The sequence below is a fragment of the Microcoleus sp. B3-A4 genome (assembly GCF_036705385.1).
Taxonomy (GTDB): domain Bacteria; phylum Cyanobacteriota; class Cyanobacteriia; order Cyanobacteriales; family Microcoleaceae; genus Microcoleus.
In genome coordinates this window covers 1-1,661 of the sequence record NZ_JAUBUI010000208.1, presented here as the reverse complement: position 1 = coordinate 1,661, position 1,661 = coordinate 1, and the positions used below count along the sequence as shown (strand labels likewise).

The following is a 1,661-nucleotide window of genomic DNA, read 5'->3' as shown; positions in this document are numbered from 1 at the left end:
CTCCTAAGAAACTTAATCTAACTGCGGAGTTTTAGCAATTAGCTCAAACCCAAAAGACTCCGCAGTTTTCTCCAGCTTAGAGACGATCCGTTGTCGATATTTCTGTTCGTAATAGTCAGCACCTGCATCGGCATAAGCGGTTTTTGTACTCCAAAGATGATAAAAGATGCGGGCTAGCTTGTGAGCAGCGGCGGTATTAGCCCCAGGGCCCCCCAATCGAGCGCGCAGCCGACGATAAAAAGCCCCTAAAGCTGATTGAGAGCGAGATAAAGATTGAGCAGCCAAACGGAAGGCATTAGCAGCCCGATTAACTACTTGACGGGTATGAGAACTTTTGACTTTACCGCCGGTAATCCTCGAACCTGGACACAACCCTAACCATGAACAAAAGTGTTTAACTGTAGGAAAACGAGTAGCATCTAATCCGACTTCCGACAGCAGGGTTTGTACTGTGAGGGCATCCAAACCAGGGATTTGGGTAAAATCTACTCCACTAATCCGATACAAATGGTTGCGTAAGTTAAAAGTGGGTTCATGACCTCTGGGCTTTCTGTTACCGCGTTTGGGAGGGTCTGGTGGGGGATTGTTTTCCTGACCGCCAAAGCTAGCTAAATATCGCTCAATCTCGACATCGCAGCTAGCAATTTGTCCTTGATAGATGTCGTAAAGTTGTAACTCTTGTTTTAACACAAATATATGCTCAGCTCGATAGTCTCCAGTCAAGGCTTTGGCAAGATCTGCGGTACTACTTTTAATCCGAGAATTTTTCAATTCGGCTAAGACTTGAGGATTCCTTTCTCCAGCTACAATGGCGCGGATAATTGCCATCCCTGTGACTCCTGTGATGTCACTGATGACTTTATTTAGTTGCAGATTCATTTGAATTAATGCCTTCTGCATCCGCAGTATGTGGGCGCTACTACTTTTGATTAAGTTATCGCGGTGGCGAATGTAACTGCGAAGAACGCAAATTTGAGCGTCAGGGCGAAAGGAACCGGACAATAAACCGTAGGTATGTAGCTGTTGCAACCACTGACAATCTAAAACATCGCTTTTTCTACCCGGTACGGTTTTGACGTGATGGGCATTTACCAGTTTGACTTCGATACCTCTTTCTTCGAGAATTTGAAAGGCTGGTATCCAATAGACTCCTGTCGATTCCATTGCGATGGTGTCTATTCGACATTCCAACAACCAAGATGCCATCTCAATTAAGTCAGGGGTAAAACAACCAAATTTACGCACATTTTGTTGGGTTCTATCGGGTGGGACGCAAACCCAATGTTCAGCAGAACCAATATCTATGCCTGCGGCATTTGGGTTAATCTGTGTGAAATTCGACATTTCACCCGTAACAGGTTTGTTTGTCTGGCGTCGGATCATTAGATGACTCCTTTTCGCGATCGAACTTTCAGGTGTCCCAATCGGTGGGCCGAAGAGATGTTATATTCTCCTAAACGGGATAGAGGCGATGACCTCTTCACCAATGTCATAACCATCTGGCCCACAACCACGCTCTAAATCAGGCTCAAAGAAGCACCATTGACTTGTCGGTCTGACTATCGGGACACAGGGGTAATATATCCGATCGCTGGCAACTTTTGGGCGAGCGAAACTGTTTCTTTGATTCATAACGGGCGTGCGGCGCCCGTGGAACGCTC

At 46.1% G+C, this 1,661-nt stretch carries 1 protein-coding gene; it reads right to left on the bottom strand.

The features are described 5' to 3' along the window. Positions 1 to 12 precede the first annotated feature (12 nt). A complete protein-coding gene (locus QUB33_RS29395; protein ID WP_445299576.1) occupies positions 13 to 1,383 on the bottom strand; it encodes an IS110 family transposase in 1,371 nt (456 codons plus the stop codon). Between the last annotated feature and the right edge of the window lie 278 nt (positions 1,384 to 1,661).

Excerpts from the sequence above, each read along its gene's own strand:
- QUB33_RS29395 (WP_445299576.1), bottom strand. The coding sequence starts at position 1,383 with ATGATCCGACGCCAGACAAACAAACCTGTTACGGGTGAAATGTCGAAT.